The sequence below is a fragment of the Micromonospora sp. ZG13 genome, assembly GCF_059359355.1.
Genome location: NZ_JCADBQ010000018.1, coordinates 94,780 through 115,269, shown reverse-complemented (window position 1 = coordinate 115,269; position 20,490 = coordinate 94,780). Strand labels below are relative to the sequence as shown.

Annotated in this window: 17 protein-coding genes and 1 tRNA gene; 10 read left to right on the top strand and 8 right to left on the bottom strand. The window is 73.3% G+C overall.

Annotated elements, in window-relative coordinates; all coding sequences use genetic code 11:
- The coding region (locus AC5L34_RS26325) for a hypothetical protein (RefSeq protein WP_494827418.1) at window positions 1-223 on the top strand (223 nt) is incomplete at its 5' end.
- A gap of 170 nt (window positions 224-393) precedes the next feature.
- On the opposite strand, the gene AC5L34_RS26320 is transcribed toward AC5L34_RS26325, so the two are convergent.
- From AC5L34_RS26320 to AC5L34_RS26295, 6 genes are read right to left on the bottom strand one after another with little or no spacing between them, the layout of a single operon-like run.
- Entirely contained in the window at window positions 394-1,266 is an 873-nt protein-coding gene (locus AC5L34_RS26320; RefSeq protein WP_441177787.1) for a DUF6807 domain-containing protein, read from the bottom strand.
- Complete coding sequence (locus AC5L34_RS26315) at window positions 1,263-1,901, bottom strand: hypothetical protein (protein WP_441177786.1); 639 nt, start codon at window positions 1,899-1,901, stop codon at window positions 1,263-1,265. The genes AC5L34_RS26320 and AC5L34_RS26315 overlap by 4 nt, the downstream gene beginning before the upstream one ends.
- Window positions 1,898-2,794 carry a carbohydrate ABC transporter permease gene (locus AC5L34_RS26310; RefSeq protein ID WP_392567298.1) on the bottom strand — a complete coding sequence of 299 codons (897 nt, stop codon included), beginning with the start codon at window positions 2,792-2,794 and terminating at the stop codon, window positions 1,898-1,900. The genes AC5L34_RS26315 and AC5L34_RS26310 overlap by 4 nt, the downstream gene beginning before the upstream one ends.
- On the bottom strand, window positions 2,791-3,771 hold the full coding sequence (locus AC5L34_RS26305) for a carbohydrate ABC transporter permease (protein ID WP_441177785.1): 981 nt from the start codon (window positions 3,769-3,771) through the stop codon (window positions 2,791-2,793). The genes AC5L34_RS26310 and AC5L34_RS26305 overlap by 4 nt, the downstream gene beginning before the upstream one ends.
- 27 nt (window positions 3,772-3,798) lie before the next feature.
- Window positions 3,799-5,148 (bottom strand): ABC transporter substrate-binding protein, encoded by a 1,350-nt coding sequence (locus AC5L34_RS26300; protein WP_441177784.1) that lies wholly within the window; start codon window positions 5,146-5,148, stop codon window positions 3,799-3,801.
- Between the two features lie 19 nt (window positions 5,149-5,167).
- A complete protein-coding gene (locus AC5L34_RS26295; protein ID WP_441177783.1) occupies window positions 5,168-6,295 on the bottom strand; it encodes a LacI family DNA-binding transcriptional regulator in 1,128 nt (375 codons plus the stop codon).
- A 239-nt stretch (window positions 6,296-6,534) separates the two neighbouring features.
- Between AC5L34_RS26295 and AC5L34_RS26290 the strand changes: the two genes are divergently transcribed.
- The 8 genes from AC5L34_RS26290 (at window position 6,535) to AC5L34_RS26255 (ending at window position 17,977) form a co-directional block, all read left to right on the top strand.
- Entirely contained in the window at window positions 6,535-7,863 is a 1,329-nt protein-coding gene (locus tag AC5L34_RS26290; protein WP_494827414.1) for a Gfo/Idh/MocA family protein, read from the top strand.
- A gap of 30 nt (window positions 7,864-7,893) precedes the next feature.
- Window positions 7,894-9,318 carry a glucuronate isomerase gene (gene uxaC, locus AC5L34_RS26285; RefSeq protein WP_494827412.1) on the top strand — a complete coding sequence of 475 codons (1,425 nt, stop codon included), beginning with the start codon at window positions 7,894-7,896 and terminating at the stop codon, window positions 9,316-9,318.
- Entirely contained in the window at window positions 9,315-10,619 is a 1,305-nt protein-coding gene (locus AC5L34_RS26280; protein WP_441177780.1) for an enolase C-terminal domain-like protein, read from the top strand. Before uxaC ends, AC5L34_RS26280 begins: the two co-directional genes overlap by 4 nt.
- A complete protein-coding gene (locus tag AC5L34_RS26275; protein WP_494827410.1) occupies window positions 10,610-12,100 on the top strand; it encodes a mannitol dehydrogenase family protein in 1,491 nt (496 codons plus the stop codon). Before AC5L34_RS26280 ends, AC5L34_RS26275 begins: the two co-directional genes overlap by 10 nt.
- Window positions 12,097-13,341 (top strand): Gfo/Idh/MocA family protein, encoded by a 1,245-nt coding sequence (locus tag AC5L34_RS26270; protein ID WP_441177777.1) that lies wholly within the window; start codon window positions 12,097-12,099, stop codon window positions 13,339-13,341. Before AC5L34_RS26275 ends, AC5L34_RS26270 begins: the two co-directional genes overlap by 4 nt.
- A gap of 171 nt (window positions 13,342-13,512) precedes the next feature.
- Entirely contained in the window at window positions 13,513-14,898 is a 1,386-nt protein-coding gene (locus AC5L34_RS26265; RefSeq protein ID WP_494827408.1) for a pectate lyase family protein, read from the top strand.
- Between the two features lie 74 nt (window positions 14,899-14,972).
- The gene (locus tag AC5L34_RS26260; RefSeq protein WP_494827406.1) at window positions 14,973-16,364 is read left to right on the top strand and encodes a pectate lyase; all 1,392 of its coding nucleotides are present in this window, start codon (window positions 14,973-14,975) and stop codon (window positions 16,362-16,364) included.
- Between the two features lie 170 nt (window positions 16,365-16,534).
- A complete protein-coding gene (locus tag AC5L34_RS26255; protein WP_441177774.1) occupies window positions 16,535-17,977 on the top strand; it encodes a coiled-coil domain-containing protein in 1,443 nt (480 codons plus the stop codon).
- 61 nt (window positions 17,978-18,038) lie between these two features.
- On the opposite strand, the gene AC5L34_RS26250 is transcribed toward AC5L34_RS26255, so the two are convergent.
- Window positions 18,039-19,760: an acyl-CoA dehydrogenase family protein gene (locus AC5L34_RS26250; protein WP_441177773.1), complete on the bottom strand. Its 1,722-nt coding sequence runs from the start codon at window positions 19,758-19,760 to the stop codon at window positions 18,039-18,041.
- Window positions 19,761-19,786: 26 nt separating this feature from the next.
- Window positions 19,787-20,338, bottom strand: a complete 552-nt coding sequence (locus AC5L34_RS26245; RefSeq protein ID WP_441177772.1) for a PadR family transcriptional regulator — start codon at window positions 20,336-20,338, stop codon at window positions 19,787-19,789.
- A 71-nt stretch (window positions 20,339-20,409) separates the two neighbouring features.
- Here AC5L34_RS26245 and AC5L34_RS26240 point away from each other — a divergent pair.
- Window positions 20,410-20,484: transfer RNA gene (locus tag AC5L34_RS26240), tRNA-Glu, on the top strand.
- Window positions 20,485-20,490: the final 6 nt, after the last annotated feature.

Below are 20,490 nucleotides of genomic sequence, written 5' to 3'. Positions count from 1 at the left end.
ACTACGTTACCCGGTGACTTCCGCCGCGTCAAACCGCTTCGCAGCGATCCGCACCACTTCAATCCCATTTCCGGGCATCCCGACAACGCCGGTTCTCACCGACGATTTTCGGGAAGTTCGGCAGACCGGCCGCTCCGCGGTTGCCCGCGAGCTCGCCCGGCTCCCTGCCGACCGTGAACCTTACCCGGTCGGTTCCGCCTCACCAAATCCGCCTCGCGGCTGATCCGGGGCACCGCCCGTTCCGGGCACCGGCGGGTGCGACACCCCCGGGCCCGAAGCTCGTTGCCGCGCCCGGCCTCCCGGAGCATCGCCCCGTTTCGTCCGTTCCGCGCTGACAGAGAGAAAGTTACGCCCACGCGACAAGATCGTCAAATCCGGGGCGGGCGGCCCCCGTCACACCGCCTCGCCGGCCGCCAACGCGGCGGCCTCCGCCCGGTCGAGCGCACCGTCCGCGACGACCACGCGGTGCCGCCCGACGCGGCTCGTACCCGCGCCGATCACCCGCGGTCGTTCGAAGGCGAACGCCACGCACACGCCGGGATACATCGCGGTGCGGACGAACCACCGGTCGCCCTCCCCCAGCCCCGCCAGCACGAGCGTGTACGCCGCCCCGTCCGGGGCGGTGCCGGAGAAGGCCAGCCACGCGGCGGCGCTGCCGTTTACCGTTTCCTCCCCCTCGGCGGTGGCGGTGCACACCCGCGCGGGTGTCGCGCTCGCCGCCCGCCAGAAGAAGCCGCCGTAACCGGCGCCGCCCGGGCGCCCGTTGGTCGCCGGGCTGCCCAGACTCACCTCCCGGTCGACGGGGGCGGTCAGCGTGTAGTCGACGTCGAGAGCCCAGGCCCGCTCGCCGACCCGCCGCGCGGCCAGCTCCCGCCGCTCGGTGAGCAGCACCGAGCCGTCCCGGTCACGCCACTCCAACCGGTGCGCCAGCCGTCGCGGGTCGCGGACGTCCCAGGCGGTGTGCGCGATCCGGCCGTGGTCGTCGCGCCACGTGTAGCCGGCGTCGCGGACGTAGGTGCGCCCGCCCCAGAGGTTGGTGCCGTCGACGTCCTGCACGGCCAGGGACGCGCCGAGGTGCCAGACGTGGTCGGCGGGAAACGCGTCGGTGACCACCGTTCCGCCGAGGGTGCGTACGGGGTGCAGGTACGGGCGGGGGCCGTGCCGGGGGTCGACCGCCGGGTCGACGACGTACCGGGCCACCGGCACGCCGTCCACGCTGAGCTGCCGGTCGGGCTCGGTCCCGGCGGGGCCGACGCGCCCGGTCACGACTGACCCACCGGGCTGAGCACGGTCCGCCGGGCGACCGCGTGCAGGGCGGCGACCACGTACCCGGCGAGGATCGGCACCGCGACCGGGGTGACCATCACCGCGAGCAGCGCGGCGACGACGCCGACCCCGCCGGCGGCGGCCCAGGTGCCGGGGCGGGCACGGCAGGCGACGGCTGCGGCGCGGGCGGCGGCGCGCCACCCGTGGCCGCCGCGGCGGCCGACCTCGACCACGACCAGCGCGGCGTACCCGGCCAGGGCGGCGGCCACACCGACGGTGACCAGGAGCAGCGGTGCCCCGCCGGGAACCCGGCCGACGGCCAGCGCGGCGACGTCCAGGGCGAGCAGCCAGAGGGCGGCGACCGCCAGCAGGCTCACCCCGGCACCGGGCAGCAGGGCCCGGCCGTAGCGGGTCAGGTTCTGCCGGGCCGAGGGCCAGGATCCGGTGCTGTACCGGTCGTGCACCGCCGCGCTCGCCGCGGCGACGGACGCCGCCGCGGTGACCACCGGCAGCGCCGCCAGGGTCAGGGCGATGCCGAGCACGGCCAGGTCCGTGGCGTCGGTGAGCACGTCGCGCCAGTCGCGGCGGGCCGGCGCGTCGTCCGGGCCCGGCCCGGCGTCGGGGTGCGGCCTCATCCCTTGAGCCCGCTCGTGTTGATGCCCTCCACCAGCATGCGCTGGAAGGCCACGAAGAACAGGAACACCGGCAGCAGCGACAGCACCGACATGGCGAACATCGGGCCGACGGCGCTCTGGCTCGTCGAGTCGATGAACAGGGTCAGCGCCACCGGCACCGTGTAGTCCTCGAGGTCGGAGAGGAAGACGAGCTGGCGGAAGAAGTCGTTCCAGGTCCAGATGAACGAGAAGATGGCCGTGGTGACCAGCGCCGGCCGGCTCAGCGGCAGGATCACGTGCCGGAAGATGCCGAAGGCGTTCGCCCCGTCGATCTTGGCGGCCTCGTCGAGTTCGCGCGGGATACCCCGCATGAACTGCACCATGAGGAAGACGAAGAACGCCTCGGTGGCCAGGAACTGCGGGATCAGCAGCGGCAGGTACGGCCACTCGCCACCGACCAGGCCGAGGCTGCGGAACAGGATGTACTGCGGCACGATCAGCACGTGACCGGGCAGCAGCAGCGTCCCGATCATGACGGCGAACCAGACGCCGCGCAGCCGGAACCGCAGCCGGGCGAAGGCGTACGCGGCGAGCAGGCAGGAGACGCCGTTGCCGATCACGGTCAGCAGGCTGACCATCGCGCTGTTGAGGAAGAACCGGCCGAAGCTGAAGTCGAAGTTGGTCCAGCCGTCGGCGTAGTTGCCGGGGGTGAACTCGTTCGGCAGCAGGCCGATGTTGTTGACGATCTCCTCCTGGCTCTTCAGGGACGTACCGATCATCCAGAAGAGCGGGTAGAGCACGACCGCGACGATCGCGATCAGGATGAGCAGGCGCAGGGCCTGTCCGCCGCCCGCGCGGCGCGGACGCCGCGGGCCGGTCGCCGCCGGCGTCACCGGGGTTGCCGTCGCCGTCACCGGTCCTCCCCGTCGGAGTAGTGCACCCAGAACCGCCCGGTGCTGAAGAAGATCGCTGTGATGATCGCGATGGCGACCAGGAAGACCCAGGCCATCGCCGAGGCGTAGCCCATCTCCAGGTCGGTGAAGCCCGTGATGTAGAGGTTCAGCGTGTACATCAGGGTGGAGTCGACCGGGCCGCCGGTGCCGTTGCTGAGCACGAACGCGGCGGTGAAGCCCTGGAAGCCGTTGATGGTCTCCAGCACCAGGTTGAAGAAGATCACCGGCGAGAGCATCGGCAGGGTGACGGCGACGAACTGCCGCCACTTGCCGGCGCCGTCGACGGAGGCGGCCTCGTAGAGCTCGGTGGGCACCTGCTTGAGACCGGCCAGGAAGATCACCATGGGCGCGCCGAACTGCCAGATGGCGAGCACCATCAGGGTCTCCAGGGCCCAGTCGGGGTCGTTGACCCACGGCTTGCCCTCGATGCCGAAGACGGCCAGCAGCGAGTTGAACGCGCCCTCGCGGTTGAACATGTTGACCCAGACGATGGCGAGCGCGACGCTGCCGCCGAGCAGCGACGGCAGGTAGAACAGGCCGCGGAACAGCCCGACGCCCCGCCAGGCGCGGTTGAGCAGCAGGGCCACCCCGAGCGCGGCGGCCAGCTTCAGCGGCACGGCGACCAGGGCGAAGGTGAGCGTCACCCGCACCGAGTGCCAGTACGACGGGTCGGCGGTGAACATCCGCTCGTAGTTGGCGAATCCGACCCACTCCACCTCGGAGAAGGGCGTGAGGATGTCGTAGTTCGTGAAGCTCAGGTAGAGCGACAGGAGCATGGGTATCGCCGTGACGGCCATCAGGCCGAGCAGCCAGGGCGACAGGAAGACGTAGCCGGCCAGACCGTCGCCGTGCCGGGCCCGCCCGACCCCGCGCCTGTCGGCGGGGGTCGGGACGGATCCGGTACGTCGGGTCGGGTCGGGCGCCGTGGTCAGAGCCACGAGCCGGTTCCTCTCCGTAGCGTCAGGTCAGGCGATGGCGGACTTGCAGGCGGCGATGAACTGCTCCGCCGCCTGGGCGGAGCTGATCCGGCCGTACTGCGCGTTCTCGGCGGCCTTGATCAGCTCGGCGCGGACCTTGCTGTGCCCCTTGAGCGGCACCTGCGGCGCCTCGCCGAACTTCTGCGCCAGGTCGGACTCCACCTGGATCGACTGCTTCATCGCCGGGTCGGTGACGTCGTCGCTGACCACCCGGCGCAGGTCCAGGTTGGACGGCAGGCCCCGGTCGGTGCCGAGGATCTTGACCGCCTCGGGGTCGTTGGCCAGGAAGTTGATCACGTCGACCGCGACGTCCTTGTGCTTGCTGCCCTTGAAGACCGACCAGTACATGGAGGCGCGGGCCCACTGGGCGCTCGGGTCACCCGGGTAGGCGATGACACCCAGCTCGTCCTTGGTGTTCTTCTTCAGCTCCGGCATCTGGTTGACCCAGACCCAGCTGGTGCCGGCCTTGCCGGTGACCACGAGCTGCTTGGTGATGTCGGTGGCGTTGCCCTCGTGGATGACGTCGGGGGTCGGGGTGGCGCCGCGGTCCCGGGCGCCCTTCCACAGGTCGAACCACTTCGTCACGTCCTCGGCGGTGAAGCCGAGCTCCCTGCCCTTGTAAAGGTCCTTGCCCTGCTGGCGCAGCCACACCCAGAACGCCTTGTAGTCGGCGCTCGGGTCCTGGGTGCCGGGCACCTTGGTCTTCTTCGCGACCTGCTCGGCCCAGGCGATGTGCTCCTCCCAGGTCATCCCGGTGGTCGGCTCGGGCAGCCCGTTCTTCGTCAGCAGCGTCTTGTTGTAGACCAGGCCCTGGGTGTTCTCCCCCGAGGCCAGGCCCGCGAGCTTGCCGTCGACCACGCCGTACTGCCACAGGCTCTTCGGGAACTTCGACACGTCGAGGTCGCCGGAGTCCTTGTAGGGCGTCAGGTCGAGGGTGGTGCTGCGGGAGGCGTACTCGGCCAGGTAGTTGTCGTCGATCTGGAACAGGTCCGGCGGGTTGCCGCCGGCGGTGAGGGTCGCCAGCTTGTCGAAGTAGCCCTGGTTGGCCTGCCAGGTCTTCTCGAAGGTGACGTTCGGGTGCTTCTTGGTGTAGAGGGCGAGGGCCTCCTCGGTGAGCTTGGCCCGGGCCTCACCGCCCCACCAGAAGACCGAGAGCTTGACGGGGGCGTTCGGGTCGGTACTGACCTCCTCGTCGCCGCCGCAGCCGGCGGCGCCGAGGACCAGGGGCAGGGCGACGACCGCGGCGAGCATGCCGCGGATCAACCGCCGTCGGCGGACGGGGGTACGGTGAACGGGCACGGCCTGCGTGCCAGTGGTGGGGGGCGTTGCGGGGTGCATGTGCGCTCACTCCTTGGCGTTAGGAGGCGACGACGCCACCGGTGGCCGCGGTCGGGCGACCCGGGCCCGCAAGGCGATGCGGGCCCGGGACGACCAACCCGGCGTCGGGACGGTTCCGACCGTCCGCCGGCGCGGCGGCGGTCGAGTCGCGGATGACCAGTTCGGTCTGGAGCATTACCTGTGCGGTGGTACGACGGTCGTCGCTCGTGACACCCCGACCGCCGCGTGAGCCGCGGGCGGCGACGGTGTCGTGTTGCAGGAGCATGTCGACGGCCGTCCGGCCGGCGGCCGCGTTGGGCGTGGCCACCGTCGTCAACTTGGGCCGGGTGAGCCGGCTGAGGGCGATGTCGTCGATGCCGACGACGCTCACGTCCTGCGGGACGCGCAACCCGAGGGTGTCGAGCCCTTCGATCAGGCCGATCGCCATCAGGTCGTTGTAGGCGAGGACCGCCGTGGCCTCGCTGCGGCGGACCTGCTCGGCGAGGGCCGCGCCGCCGGTCTCGGTGGGCTGGTTGGGCCCGAGCACGGTGAACTCGGCGCCGCCGGCCCGCGCCGCGACGCCGGCCGCCCGGCGGATCTCCCGGCTGGTCCACGAGCCGCGCGGCCCGCTGAGCAGCGCGATCCTCCGGTGGCCGAGGCCGAGCAGGTGCTCGACGGCCGACCGGGCGCCCTGCCCGACGTCCATGGTCACGCACGGCAGGCCGGCGACCTGCCGGTTGATCACCACCAGCGGCACTTCGCGGCTGAGCTGCTCGATCATGCTGTTGCTCATCCGCGGGCTGCACAGCAGCACCCCGTCCACCTGCTTGGCCAGCGCGTGGACCAGCTCCTCCTCGGCGATCGGGTCCTCGTTGGTGTCGGCCACGAAGACGTGGTAGTCGCGCTGGCGGGCCTGGCTCTCCGCCGCCTTGATCAGCGGCGGGAAGAACGGGTTGGCGATGTCCGCGATGATCAGCCCGATGTTGTGCGTACGGCCGGTGATCAGGGCGCGGGCGGCGCGGTTGGGCCGGTAGCCGAGCTCCTCGGCGCAGGCCAGCACCCGGCCCCGGGTCTCCGGGTTGACCAGGTGCGGGGCCGAGAACGTGCGGGAGACCGTGGAGATGTGCACGCCGGAGGCCCGGGCGACGTCTCGGATGGTGGCTGGCACGGCGGGGCCCTTCGTCCAGTGTGGCTGGGGTCACGTCAGGTGCCGCCAATTAATGCAAACGGTTGTGCCGGTGTCAACGGCCGATGGTTACGGATCCGTTTCGGCCACGCTCCCACCATGCGCTCAAATGCGTATCAAATCGGATCTATGCCGCTGGTTTGGCATCGATCGTTGACGTCGCCAGGCGGCTCGTGGTTATTTCGCTGCAAACCTTTGCAGCAACACGGGAGGCGGTCGCCATGTCGTCCAGCACCGGTCAGCGGGTCCGCCACGCCCTCGTCGGCACCGGCTCGCGCGCCGAGATGTTCGTCCGGGCGCTGGTACGCGACCACGCCGACACCGCCGAACTCGTCGCGTTCGCCGACGTCAACCAGGCCCGCATGGACGCCCACAACCGGTGGCTCGGCGAGCTGGGGCACCCGCCGGTGCCGACGTACCGGGCCGACGACCTGGCCGCCATGCTCGGCAGGGAGCGCGTCGACGTGCTGGTGGTGACGAGCGTGGACGACACCCACGCCGGGCACATCGACACGGCGCTGCGCGCCGGCTGCGACGTCATCACCGAGAAGCCGATGACCGTCGACGCCGCCGGCTGCCGGCGGATCCTCGACGCGGTCGCCGACACCGGCCGGCAGGTGCGGGTCGCGTTCAACTACCGCTACAACCCGTTGCACGAGAGGCTGCGCGAGCTGCTGGCCGAGGGCGCCGTCGGCGAGGTGGGCTCGGTGCACTTCGAGTGGCTGCTCGACGTGCGGCACGGCGCCGACTACTTCCGCCGCTGGCACCGCGACAAGGCGCACTCCGGCGGGCTGATGGTGCACAAGGCCGGCCACCACTTCGACCTGGTGAACTGGTGGCTGGACGCCACCCCCGTCGAGGTCTACGCGTCCGGCCGGCTGTTCTTCTACGGCGAGGCCGGCCGCCGGCACGGCTACGCGCGCGACTACGACCGGGCGCACGGCTCCCCCGCCGCCGCCGACGACCCGTTCGCGCTGCGCCTCGACGCGCACCCGAAGCTGCGCGAGCTCTACCTCGACGCCGAGGCCGAGGACGGTTACCGGCGCGACCGCAACGTCTTCGCCCCGGGCGTGGACATCGAGGACGACATGGCGGTGATGGCGCGCTACTCCACCGGGGCGACGATGACCTACCACCTCACCGCGTACGCCCCCTACGAGGGCTACCGGGTGATGGTCAACGGCAGCCGGGGCCGCCTCGAGTTGGAGGTCGTGGAGAGCGACCACGTCAGCCCGGCGTCCGCCGGGGCGCTCAAGGGCGCGGCGCTGCACGGCGACGAGGCCGCCGCCGAGGCCGGCTCCGCCACGCTGACCCTGCGGCCGTTCTGGGCGCCGCCACGGGTCGTACCCGTGGTGGGGCACACCCGCTCCGGGCACGGCGGCGCCGACGCCCGGATGGCGCGGGTGCTGATCGGCGGCGAAGCGGACCCGATGGGGCGGGCCGCCACCGCCCGCGACGGCGCCCTCGCCCTGCTCACCGGGCTGGCCGCGAACCGGTCCTTCACCACCGGCGCCCCGGTCCGGGTCGCCGACCTGCTCGACCTCCCCTGAGCCGCGCACACCTTCCGAGGAGCCCCATCCGTGCCCACGACCGACCTGCTCTTCCCCGCCGACCCCGCGCAGCGCGCGGTGGCCCGCCGGCTGTACGCGCTCGCCGCGCCCCAGCCGATCATCTCCCCGCACGGACACGTCGACCCGGCGATCCTGGCCGAGGACCGCCCGTTCCCCGACCCGGCGCGGCTGCTCATCGTGCCCGACCACTACCTCACCCGGATGCTGCTCAGCCAGGGCGTCCCCCCGGCGGAGCTGGGCGTGCCCACCGTCGACGGCAGCCCCACGGAGCCCGACGGGCGCACCATCTGGCGGCGCTTCGCCGCGCACTGGCACCTGTTCCGGGGCACCCCCTCCCGGCTGTGGCTGGAGCAGACTTTCACCGACGTGTTCGGGGTGCGCACTCCGCTCTCGCCGGCCACCGCCGACGCCGTCTACGACGAGCTCGCGGCCCGCCTCGCCGAGCCGGAGTTCCGGCCCCGGGCCCTGTTCGAGCGGTTCGGCATCGAGGTGCTCGCCACCACCGAGTCGCCCCTGGACGACCTCGGCCAGCACGCCAAGCTCGCCGCCGACGGCTGGGGCGGGCCGGGCGGACGGGTGATCACCACGTTCCGGCCGGACAACGTGGCCGACATGGAGTTCGACGGCTGGGCCGGCAACGTCGCCCGGCTCGGCGAGATCACCGGCGAGGACACCGGCACGTACGCCGGCTACCTGGCGGCGCTGCGCCAACGGCGGGAGGCCTTCATCGCGGCGGGCGCCACCTCGACCGACCACGGCCACCCGACGGCGCGCACCCTGGCGCTGGGCGCGGACGAGGCGGCGCGCCTGTACGACAAGGGCCTGCGCGGGCTCGCCGACGCGGCCGACGCGGAGACGTTCCGGGCGCACATGCTGCTGGAGTTCGCCCGGATGTCGCTGGACGACGGGCTCGTCATGCAGTTGCACCCCGGCGCGGTGCGCAACCACAACCGCTGGCTGTACGCCCGCCACGGCCGCGACGTCGGCGGCGACCTGCCGCAGGCCACCGAGTACCTGCACGCGCTGACCCCGCTGCTGGACGCGTACGGCAACGACCCGCGGCTGCGGGTGGTGCTCTACACCCTCGACGAGTACACCTTCAGCCGGGAACTCGCCCCGCTGGCGGGCGGGTACGCCGCCCTGTACCTGGGTGCGCCGTGGTGGTTCCTGGACTCGCCGGAGGTGCTGCGCCGCTTCCGCGAGTCCGTCACCGAGTCCGCGGGCTTCTACAACACCGCCGGGTTCGTCGACGACACCCGCGCGTTCTGCTCCATCCCGGTACGCCACGACGTGGCCCGCCGGGTCGACGCCGCCTACCTGGCCCGGCTGGTCACCGAGCACCGCCTGGGCGAGGACGAGGCCGCCGAGACCATCGTCGACCTGGCGTACCGGCTGCCGAAGAAGGTCTTCAAGATCGGAGAAGATGTCCTGTGAGTGTCACCGTCACCGCCGTCGACGTGCACGACGTGCGGTTCCCGACCGCCGCCGCCGGCGACGGATCGGACGCGATCAACCGGGGCGACTACTCGGCCAGCTACGTCGAGCTGCGCACCGACGCCGGCGTCACCGGGGCCGGGTTCACCTTCACCAACGGTCGCGGCAACGAGCTGACCTGCGCGGCGATCCGGGCCCTCGCCCACCACGTGACCGGCCGTACCGTCGAGGAGATCTTCGCCGACCCCGTGGCGTTCTGGCGCTCGCTCAGCGCCGACGTGCAGCTGCGCTGGCTGGGCCCGGAGAAGGGGGTCATCCACATGGCCACCGGCGCGCTGGTCAACGCGGTCTGGGACCTGCGGGCCAAGCTGGCCGGCAAGCCGATGTGGCAGCTGCTCGCCGAGCTGCCCACCGAGGAGCTGGTGGCCAGCGTCGACTTCCACCACATCACCGACGCCATCACCCCGGACGAGGCGGCGGCCATCCTCGACAAAGGGCTCGTCGGGCTGGACGAGCGCCGCGCCGGGCTGGAGCGCGACGGCTTCCCGTCGTACACCACGTCGGTGGGGTGGCTGGGCTACCCCGACGACAAGGTCCGGGCGCTGACCCGGCAGGCGTACGCCGAGGGGTGGCGGGCCATGAAGATGAAGGTCGGCGGTCCGCCCGCCGACGACCTGCGCCGGGCGCGGATCATCCGGGAGGAGATCGGGCCGGACGCGCTGCTGATGATGGACGCCAACCAGGTGTGGGACGTCGACGAGGCGATCACCAACATGGCCGCGCTGGCCGAGGTGGACCCGTACTGGATCGAGGAGCCGACGCACGCCGACGACATCCTCGGGCACGCCCGGATCGCGCGCGCGGTGACCGGGCTGACCGACGGCCGGTGCCGGGTCGCCACCGGCGAGGTGGCCGCCAACCGGGTCATCTTCAAGCAGCTGCTCCAGGCCGAGGCGATCGGCGTGATGCAGATCGACGCCTGCCGGGTCGGCGGCGTCAACGAGGTCCTCGCCGAGATCCTGATGGCGGCGAAGTTCGGGGTGCCGATCTGCCCGCACTCCGGCGGCGTGGGCCTGTGCGAGTACGTGCAGCACCTGGCGGTCTTCGACTACCTGCGGGTCGGCACCAGCCTCGACGGCCGGATGGTCGAGTACGTCGACCACCTGCACGAGCACTTCGTCGACCCGGTGCGCACCCGCGGGGGGCGCTACCTGCTGCCGACGGCCCCCGGCTACAGCTCCACCATGAAGCCGGAGTCGATCGCCGAGTTCCGCTTCCCGGACGGGCCGGTGTGGCGGTGACCGCCGGCGCCGCCCGGCTCGGTCTCGGCACGCTGCGCCGGGTGCCGACCGACAGCCGCCCGCTGCTGCGCCCGGGCAGCGCGCTCGCCGGGATCGTCCACCTCGGGCTGGGCGCGTTCCACCGCGCCCACCAGGCCGTCTACACCGAGGAGGCGATGGCGCGGGCCGGGGGCGACTGGGGCATCGTCGGCGTGGCGCCGCGCAATCCCGACGTGGTGACGACGCTGGCCGCGCAGGACAACCTGTTCAGCGTCACCACCAGCAGCGGCGAGGGCTGCCACACCCGGGTGGTCGGCGCGCTGGCGGGCACACGGCACGCTGCGGGCGACCCGGCCGCCGTGGTGGCGCTGCTGGCCGACCCGGCTATCCGGGTGGTCACCCTCACCGTGACGGAGAAGGCGTACCAGCTCGACCCGGTGACCGGGCGGCTGCGCCCGGACGCGGAGGTCGCGACCGACCTGCGCACCGACCGGGCGCCGGTCACCGTGCCGGGCCTACTGCTGCGCGGGCTGCTCGCCCGCGCCGCCGCGCAGGGACCGCCGCTGGCCCTGGTCAGCTGCGACAACCTGCCCGCCAACGGCCGCCGGCTGCGCGGCCTGGTCGAGCAGTCGGTGGCGTACGCGGGGGTGCCGGAGCCACTGGCCGACTGGGTACGCGAGTGCGTCAGCTTCCCCGGCACGATGGTCGACCGGATCGTGCCGGCCAGCACGGCGCAGACCTTCGCCGACGCCGAGCGGGCGCTGGGGGTGACCGACCTGGCGGCGGTGGTGGCCGAGCCGTACCGGCAGTGGGTGATCGAGGACGACTTCCCGGGCGGCCGGCCGGCCTGGGAGCGGGCCGGCGCGGTGCTCACCATGGACGCGGGGCCCTGGGAGCGGCTGAAGCTGCGCGCCCTCAACGGCGTGCACTCGGCCGCCGCCTACCTGGGGGCGCTGGCGGGCCGGGAGACCATCGCCGACGCGCTGGCCCTGCCCCACCTGACGACGGTGCTGCGGCACCTGGTCGCCGAGGACGTGGCGGCGAGCTTCGACCCGCCCGAGGGGGTCTCGGTCGTCGCGTACGGTGAGGAGGTGCTGACGCGGTTCGCCAACCCGGCGATCCGCCACCGCACCCTCCAGGTGGCGATGGACGGCTCGCAGAAGCTGCCGCAGCGGGTGCTGCACACGATCGCCGACCTGCGGGCCGGCGGGCGGTCGGCGCACTGGGCGACGCTGGTGGTGGCCGCCTGGCTGCGCTTCGTCCAGGGCCACGCCGACGACGGCCATCTCCTGCCGCTGGCCGATCCGCTGGCCGACGAGATCCGCGCGGCGCTCGCCGCCGCCCCGCGTACCCCGGCCGGGGCGGTCGACGCGGTGTTCGGGCTGCGCGAGGTCTTCCCCGCCGAGGTGGCCGCCGACGAGGACGTACGCGCCGAGGTGGCGGGGTGGCTGGCCACCCTGGAGCGGCACGGGGTGGCCGCGACGCTGGCGGGTGCCCGGTGACGGCCGCCGCGCCGGGACGGGCCGGGTCGCCCCCGGCCGGCGCGGTGCCCCGGGTCGCCGTCGTCGGGGCCAACGGGCACGGGCGTTGGCACCGGCGGGTCGTCGCGCCCCTGCACGCCGCCGGGCGGCTGCGGCTGGTCGCCCTGGTCGACGTACGCCCGATCGAGGACGACCCGGCGGCGCCGGTGCCGGACGGCACGGCGGTCCACACCGACCATCGGGAGATGCTGCGCGCGGCCCGGCCGGACGTGGTGGTGGTCTGCACGCCGCCGCACACCCACCTGCCGATCGCGCTGGACGTGCTCGCCGCGGGCGCCGACCTGCTGCTGGAGAAGCCTCCGGTGCTCTCCGCCGCCGAGCACCGGGAGCTGGCCGCCGCCCTCGCCGCGACGGGCCGGGCGTGCCAGGTGGGCTTCCAGGCGCTCGGTTCGGCGGCGCTGACGGAGCTGGTCGACGCGGTGCGGGCCGGGCGGCTCGGCACCGTCAACGGCATCGCGACGGTGGCGGCCTGGCAACGCCCCGACGCCTACTACGCGCGGGCGCCGTGGGCCGGGCGGCGGACGCTGCACGGCCGGCCGGTGCTGGACGGCGCCCTGGCCAACCCGCTGGCGCACGCGGTCATGCAGTGCCTCGCGGTCGCCGAGGCCGCCGGGGACGCCCCGGTGCGACCGACGCGGATCGAGGTGGAGCGCTACCGGGTCCGGCCGATCGAGGTGGACGACACCGCGACCCTGCGGGTGTCGTCCCGCTCGGGACCGCCGATCGTCGCGGCGGTGACCCTGGCCGGCGAGGACTTCGTCGCCGGCGAGGTGATCGTGACCGGCACCGCCGGCCGGGCGGTGCTGGAGTACCCGACCGACCGGTTGCTGCTGCCCGGCGACGCCGGGCCACGCGAGGTGCCCGGCCGGCGCGGGCTGTTGGAGAACCTCCTCGACCACCGCGCCGATCCGGGCGTGCCGTTGATCGCGCCGCTGGCGCGGACCGCCCCGTTCACCACGGTGCTGGAGGCGGTCACCACCGCACCGGAACCGACCCCGCTCGGCGGCGAGCTGGTCAGCGCCACGGGCGACGGCCCGCAGCGGGTGCTGACCGTACGCGGGATCAACCGGCTGCTGCGCCGGGCGGCCGAGGAGGGGGCGCTGCTGTCGGAGCTGGCGGTGCCGTGGGCGGTGGCGCCGCACCGCAGGGACCTGACCGGGCAGGAGGGACCGCAACGCACTGCAACTGAACCGCCTGCCTGACGCGGGTCCATATCGGATATAGCGGGGTCATCCCGACCCACGGTGGTCGGGATGATGCCGGCCGATCGGATCAACTGCAACACTTCTGCACATGTTGCTCATTGACTCGCATAAATCGTCAAACCTACCGTTGCCCCATATCGAACAGGCGATGAACAGGTGGTCCGATAGATGTGGAAGCAGACACTGGGCGCGGCGACGATCGCCGTGGCGCTCGCGGCGACGTCCGGGAGCGCGGCGGCGGCCCCGGACGGCGCGGCCGCTCCGGCTCCGGACGGCGCGGCCGCCACGACCGGCGGGCTCTCCTGGGCCGCCCGGCACCTGGGTCGGCAGGCGCTGCCGGCCGGGGACGGCTGGGCGGCCGAGGGGACCGGCACCACCGGCGGCTCGGCGGCGACGCCGGAGCAGGTGCACGTGGTCGCCAGCCGCGCCGAGCTGGTCGCGGCCCTCGGCGGTGACAACGCCACCAACCGGGGCAACGCCACCCCGAAGATCATCTACGTCCGGGGTGAGGTCGACGGCTTCGAGGGGCCCGACGGGAGCACGCTCGACTGCGCGGACCTCGCCGATCCGGAGTACTCGCTGCCGGCGTACCTCGCGGCGTACGACCCGGCGGTCTGGGGGCGGGTGGCGCCGAGCGGACCGCTGGAGGCGGCGCGGGTGCGCTCGGTGACCAACCAGACCCGGCAGACCCAGATCAACGTCGGCCCGAACACCACCATCGTCGGCCTGGGCGGCGCCCGGTTGACCGGCCTGACGCTGATGCTCGACGGGGCGCACAACACGATCGTGCGGAACCTGACCTTCGACGACGCCCGGGACTGCTTCCCCGCCTGGTCGCCGACCGACGGCGAGGCCGGCAACTGGAACTCGCAGTACGACCAGATCTCGGTGCGCCGCAGCGAGCACGTCTGGATCGACCACAACACCTTCACCGACGGCGACAACCCGGACAGCGGCCAGCCCGTGCACTTCGGCCGGCCGTACCAGGTGCACGACGGGTCGCTGGACGTCACGCACACCGCGAGCCTGGTGACCGTCTCGTACAACCGGTTCGTCGGGCGGGACAAGGTCATGCTGATCGGCTCGTCCAACACCGTCGGCCCGGACGTCGGGCGGCTGAAGGTCAGCCTGCACCACAACCTCTTCGACGGGGTGCTCCAGCGGCTGCCCCGGGTGCGCTTCGGCCAGGTCGACGTGTGGAACAACCACTACCGGCTGGGCGGCGACGGGTTCGCGTACGCGATCGGCGTCGGGGTGCAGTCGGCCGTGGTCGCCGAGAACAACTTCTTCAGCCTCGGCGCCGGCGTCGCGGCCGACGAGCTGCTGTACGACTGGGGCGGCACCGCCGTCACCACCCGGGGCAACTGGGTCCGCGCCGCCGGCGACCGGGCCCGCCCGGTCCACCTGGTGGGCGCGTACAACGCGACGCACGAACCGGACCTGGCCCCGGACGCCGGCTGGACGCCGACCCTTCGACGCGGCCCCGTGCTGCCGGCACCCGCGGTGCCGGTGGTCGTGGCGGCGCTGGCCGGCGCCGACCGGCTGCCCCGGTAGGTCGTCGGGGCTGCAATTCCTCGGGCCACGGACCGCGGACCGCCACACCAACCCCCGGCAAGGAGAAGAACATCGTGCATCTGAGACGCACCCATCGACGGGCCGTGGCTGCGGCCTTCACCGCCGGGGCGACCGCCGTCGTGCTGGCCGCAGGTCTGGGCTCCTCGGCCTCCGCCGCCACCGTCTTCTCGGACGACTTCAACGACGGCGACGCCGGCGGCTGGTCGAAGTCCGGCGGCACCTGGTCGGTGGCCGGCGACGGCTCCGGCGTGTTCCGGCAGTCCAGCGCGGACAGCGAGCTGGCCCGGCAGTTCGCCGGCCAGACGAGCTGGACCGACTACCAGGTCCAGGCGCGGGTCAAGCCGCTGTCGTTCGGCTCGTCGAGCGGCCTGGTGGCCCTGGCCGCCCGCTCGGCCAGCAGCACCAGGATGTACCGGCTGGCCCTGCTCGGCTCCGGCCGGGCCGAGTTGCAGGCGGTCAACGGCAGCCAGGTCACCTCGCTCGGCTCGGCCTCCGTGGGGGCCGCCGCCGGCAGCTGGTACACGCTGCGCATCGAGACCGCCGGCAGCACCGTCCGGGGCTTCGTCGACGGCACGCAGGTCGGCTCCGGCACCAGCGGCCTGGCCTCCGCCGGCCGGATCGGGCTGGTCACCTCGTACGCCAGCGGCAGCTTCGACGACGTCGCGGTCGACACCTCCGGCGGGTCCACCCCGACCACGCCGCCGACCACCGCGCCGCCGGGCACGCCGCCACCCACGACGCCCCCGCCCACCACGCCGCCGCCGACGAACCCGCCGGCGAACTGGCCCACGCCGACGGCCAACGTGAAGGTCGACGCCACCATCGACGTCCCGGTGAGCCTCGACGGCGGGCTCAAGCGCTACTACGGCATCGGCGACGGTGGGCAGGGCGAGAGCCAGGACCCGATGTTCGTGCTCGCCCCCGGCGCCACCCTCCGCAACGTGATCATCGGCGCCCCGGCCGGCGACGGCGTGCACTGCGAGGGCAACTGCACGCTGGTCAACGTCTGGTGGGAGGACGTCGGCGAGGACGCCGCGACCTTCCGCGGCGGCAGCACGTACACGGTGGACGGTGGCGGTGCCCGCTCCGCCAGCGACAAGGTGTTCCAGCACAACGGCTCGGGCACGGTCCACATCCGCAACTTCCGGGTGGAGGCCTCCGGCAAGCTCTACCGGGCCTGCGGCAACTGTTCGACCTCGTACCAGCGGCACGTGGTGATGGACAACGTGACCGCGACGTCGACGAAGATGCTGGCCGGCATCAACACGAACTGGGGCGACACCGCCCGGTTCAGCCGGATCACCATCCTCAACGATCCGAACCGCACGACCCGTATCTGCGTGAAGTACAAGGGCGTGCCGAAGGGCAGCGAGCCGAGCGAGATCGGCGAGGGCGCCGACGGCACCAACTGCCTCTACTCGGCGTCGGACATCACCTGGCGATAGCCCGTACCAGGGCGTCGGCGGCCCCGCGGACCACCGGTTCCGCGGGGCCGTCGCGTGGGGTCACCCTTTTCGCGGGCGCGCACGGCCGCGACGGTAGCGTGGCGCCACGGCACGGCCCGTGGCGCGGACTCCCGCGGGCGCGGCGCCCGCGATCGTACGGAGGAGGATGCATGTCCCACGGCGACGACCCGTTCGCGGCACGCGAGGACGCGGTCCCACGGCCGAGCTTCGACCTCGCGCTGCGCGGCTACGACAAGCGACAGGTGGACCGCTACGTCGAACAGGTCGACGGCGAACGGTCGGCGCTGGCCGCCGAGCGGGACCGGGCCTCGGTTCAGCTGCGCGAGTTGACCGTCGAGGTGCAGCGGCTGCGGGCGGAGACGACCGAGCTGCGGGACCGGCCGGCCCCGCCCGACCGGGCGTCCTTCCGCGACCTCGGCCCGATGGTCGACCAGATCCTGGCCCTGGCCGAGAAGCAGGCCGGGGTCATCACCGACGCCGCCGGGCAGCGGGCCGCCGAACGGGAGGCAGAGGCTGAGCGGGTGCTGACCGAGGCCCGCGAGCAGGCCGCCACGACGCTGCGGGAGCTGACGGAGGAGGCGGCCGCGCGGCGCGACGAGCACGACCGGGAACACGAGGAGCGCCGCGCCAACGCCCAGGCCGAACTCACCAGGATCCGGGAGGCGGCGGAGCGGCTGCGGGCGGCCGGCGAGGCCGCCCACGACCACGCGTTGCAGGAGGCGAAGCGGATCGACGAGCAGACCGCCCAGCAGGTCGAGCAGGCCCGCGCCGAGTCCGAGGCGTTCCTCGCCTCGGCCCGTACCCAGATCCAGCAGGAGGTGCAGGCCGCCCGCGCCAAGACCCAGCAGGAGCTGGGCCAGTGGCAGGCCGGCGTGGAGCGGGAGATCAACGAGCGGCGCGCCGCCGCCGAGCAGGAGATCGCCGAGCAGCTCGCGTCCGCCGAGCGGGAGCTCGGCGCCCAGCGCACCGCGGCCGAGCAGGAGATCGCGACGCTGATCGCGGAGGCCCAGCAGTACGCGGCCAAGGTACGCCAGCACGTGGACGAGCAGGCCGCGACCCACCAGCAGCAGCTCGCCGCGACGCAGCAGGGCATCCGGGACCGACGGGAGGCGCTGGCCCGGATGCAGTCCGAGCTGGACACCGCCCAGCAGCAGTTGGCCCAGGCGCGGCAGGAGAGCGCGAGCATCGAGCACGAGTTCGCCGAGCTGCGGCAGCGCCTCGACGAGACCCGGCAGGAGCTGACCGACGAGCTGCGCCGCCTCGACGAGGCGCGCCGGGCCGCGGACTCCGCCGAGCAGCACGCCAAGGAGGTGCGCGCCCGGGTCAAGCGGGAGGCGAAGCGGGTGGCCGACCTGGCCGCCGCGGCGGTCATGGCGGCCGCCACGGGCGGCGCGGAGACCGCCGAGTACCCGCAGGTGGCGGCCCGGCCGAGGCGCGCCCTCCCGGTGCCCCCGGCAGCGGAGGGCGCCGCCGACGCCGCGACGCCGGGCGGGACCGACGACGCGGCGGCCAGCGCACCGGGCGACGCCGAGCGGAACCCGGCCGGCGCGCCGGCACCGCAGCCGGCGAACCAGGTGGTGACCGCCGGCTGACCCGGCCGCCGGCCGGCCGTCCCCGCGCCCGGCGGGCGACGGCCGGCACGGCCCGCGCCGGTCAGGGGCGCATTTCGTACGCGCCGCTGAGCCCCGCCACCCGCGCCCACATCCGCGCCGTGCGCTGCGGGTCCGCCACCGGCCGGCGGATGTGCGCCAACGCCCAGGCGGCCTGCTCCCCGGTGGTCGCCGCCCGGCCGTGCAGCTCCGTGGCGTACGCGGAGAAGTCGCGCACCAGGACGTCGAAGATCTCGTCGAGCACGTCGCGGTCCAGGACGGTCAGTTCGGCCTGCTCCAGGATCAGGTGCCCGTAGACGATCAACGCGAAGAGCTGGCCGAGGGCGAGCAGGAAGTCGAGGTCGGCCTGCTGCTCCTCGCTCGGGGCGTGGGTGGCCAGCAGCGTGCAGAAGCCGTCGGCCTGCTCGCGGAAGCGGGCGACGTTGGGCACCTCGGCGTGGGTGTCGTAGGCGGCGCGCCAGTCGTGGAACCGGATCGCGCCGAGGCCCCGGGCGGGGCCCTGCCGGAACAGGAACTCGTCGTCGGCGGCGTCGTGCCGCCTCGGCACCGGCGGGTGCTCGGCCGGGTGGAACAGGTAGTTGGCCATGAACTTCATGATCAGCGTGAGGTTGACGTGCACCGTCCCCTCGAGCTTGGGCAACCCGCGGATGTCCCGGGCCGCCTTGTCGAAGTAGGTGTCCGCCTCGAAGCCCTTGGCGGCGATGACGTCCCAGAGCAGGTCGACGACCCGCTCCCCCTCGGTGGTGACCTTCATCTTGGTCATCGGGTTGAACAGCAGGTAGCGGCGGTCGTCCGGGCCCGCCGAGCGGAAGTAGTCGACGGCGCGGTCGCTGAACAGCTTCATCGCGACCAGGCGGGCGTACGCGTCGGTCAGCTCGCGGCGCACGTGCGGGAAGTCGGTGACCCGCCGGCCGTAGAGCACCCGGTTGTGGGCGTGGGTCACGGCCTCGTACATGGCGTGCTCGCAGATGCCGATCGAGGCGGTGCAGAGGTTGAACTTGCCCACGTTGACGGTGTTGAGCGCGGCGTCGAACGCGGCCCGCCCGGTGTGCAGCACGTCCTCGGGGCGCACCGGGTAGTCCGCCAGCCGGAACTCGCTGACGTACATCTGCGCGTTCACCACGTTGCGGACCAGGTGGTAGGCCCGATGCCGGCTGTCGGCGGCGAAGAAGACGTAGCCGTCGGGCCCCTCGACGTCGGCGCGGCGGCCGAAGACCGAGACCAGCCCGGCGACGTTGCCGTTGCCGATGTAGTACTTGGCGCCGCTCGCGCGGAACCCGCCGTCGCCGTCGGGGGTGAGCAGCATGTCGGTGGAGTAGATGTCCGCGCCGTGGGCGCGCTCGGAGAGGCCGAACGCCATCACGTGCCCGTCGTCCAGCAGCGCGGCGGCGCGGGCGCGCGCGGCGGCGTTGTCGCTCTGCCAGACCGGGCCGAGGCCGAGCACGGTGACCTGCCAGGTGTACCAGTAGCCGAGGCCGTAGAAGCCCAGGATCTCGCTCAGCGCCGCGTTGCGCGCGGTGTCCCAGCGCTTCGCCGGGTCCCTTCCCCCGTCGGCGGCGGGCGTGCAGAAGGCGGCGAACAGCCCCTCCCTCGCGGCGAAGTCCACGAAGTCGGCGTACCACTCGTGCCGGTTGTAGGAGTCGAGCAGCGCCTTCTTGCCCCGGCCCTCGAACCAGTCGACGGTGGCCCGCAGCAGCCGGCGGGAGGTGTCGTCGAGGTGGGCGGGGTCATAGGTGTGCGGGTCGAGCAGGAGCGAGTCCGCCACGGCGGGACTCCCTTCGGTGGGGTGGGTCAGTGGTCGAGGGTGCGCAGGGTGGCCAGCACGTCGTCGAGCCAGGCGAGCACCATCCGCTCGTACGCGATGCCGCCGCGCAGCACGACGTGCTGGAGCGCCGCGGCGGCGTCGGGTGCGGCGGGGTCGGGGAAGTCGCGCCGCTCGCCGGCGAGGTAGCGGGCGAGCGTCTCCTCGTGGGTGGCGCGGTAGCGCTCGACCTCGGCGACGAGCGCGGCGCGACCGGCGGCGTCGTCGAAGGCGGCTCCGCGGATCTTGACGGCCAGTTCGTGCCGGACCGCCTCGGGTTGCACGGGTGCGCGCAGCCAGCCCACCAGCGCGGACCGGCCGGCCGGCGCCACCGAGAAGGACCGCTTGTCCGGGCGGCCCTCCTGGCCGATCTCCTCGGCGGTGACCCAGCCGTCGGCCTCCATCCGCTTGAGCACCCGGTAGATCTGCTGGTGGGTGGCGGTCCAGAAGCGGCCGATGGAGCGTTCGAAGCGCCGGGCCAGCTCGTAGCCGGAGCCCGGCCGTTCGAGCAGGGAGACCAGGATCGCGTGTTCCAGCGCCATGCCCGCCATCTTGCTATGCAACGAGTTGCATAGCAAGCTCGGGCGCGTGAGGTGCCCTACACCGTCCCGCGGCGGGTGGTAGCGCAGAGGTCGTCGCGTCTCCCCCTCAAGGAGAAAGACGCCGGTTCCAATCCGGCCCGTCCGCGCCGCAG